This is a genomic window from Dankookia sp. GCM10030260, assembly GCF_042666655.1.
Lineage (GTDB): Bacteria > Pseudomonadota > Alphaproteobacteria > Acetobacterales > Acetobacteraceae > Paracraurococcus.
Genome location: NZ_JBHTDE010000089.1, coordinates 1 through 847, shown reverse-complemented (window position 1 = coordinate 847; position 847 = coordinate 1). Strand labels below are relative to the sequence as shown.

General features: G+C 66.8%; 1 protein-coding gene. It reads right to left on the bottom strand.

From position 1 onward, the window contains the following. Positions 1-10: 10 nt before the first annotated feature. A protein-coding gene (locus tag ACFQS7_RS30970) for an IS5 family transposase (protein ID WP_380070988.1) occupies positions 11-804 on the bottom strand; the annotation gives its coding sequence in 2 pieces (ribosomal slippage) (positions 11-468 and positions 468-804; 795 coding nt in all). Positions 805-847: the final 43 nt, after the last annotated feature.

Below are 847 nucleotides of genomic sequence, written 5' to 3'. Positions count from 1 at the left end.
CTAGGGCCTGTTAGCTCCTGAGCCAATCGAAGGTGGCAGCGAGGGATAGGACGCCGAGGAATGATCGGGCGGTTTTCTCGTAGCGGGTGGCCACGGCGCGCCATTCCTTGAGGCGCGCCCAGAGGTTCTCGACCAGGTGGCGGTTGTTGTAGATCCAGTCCGGGCAGGCGACCGGCGCGTCGGTGCGCCTGGGCGGGATGGCGGGACGGGCACCCATGTTCCAGATCCGCTCGCGGAAGGCATCGGAGGCGAAGCCACGGTCGCCCACCACCCAGCCCGGGACATCAGGCAGGCAGTCCAACAGCCCTGGCACCATCAGCAGTTCGTGCGCTTGGCCGGGCGCGAGCGCGAAGGCGATGGCGCGACCACGGCCATCCACGATCACGCAGGCCTTGGTGCCGTAACCGCCACGCGAGCGGCCAAGCGCCTCACGGCGGTCCCGCTCCTGGCTGTCGGCCCCCCTTTTTTGGCGCCCGCCGCTTTCTGGTGCGCCCGCAGGTTCGTGCCGTCGAGGAAGGTCATGCCGAGTGCGACGCCGCGCTGCTGGACAAGGTCGAGCAGCCGCTCCCAAACACCGAGACGGCTCCAGCGGATGAAGGTCTGCGCCGCTTTCCACCAGGGCCCCAGTTCCCCGGGGATGGCCCGCCACTTGGCGCCGTTCTGGTGCCGCCAGAGAATGGCCTCGATCGTCTGCCGCAGGTTCTGATGCGGCACCTTACAGTGCGGCCGGACTTCGTTGATCAGCGGTTCCAACGCCGCCCACCGCGCGTCGCTCAGAACGTGAATACCAGGGTTCTCCGTCATCCCTAACAGTTAGGAATGTACCTCAGGAGCTAACAGACCTTAG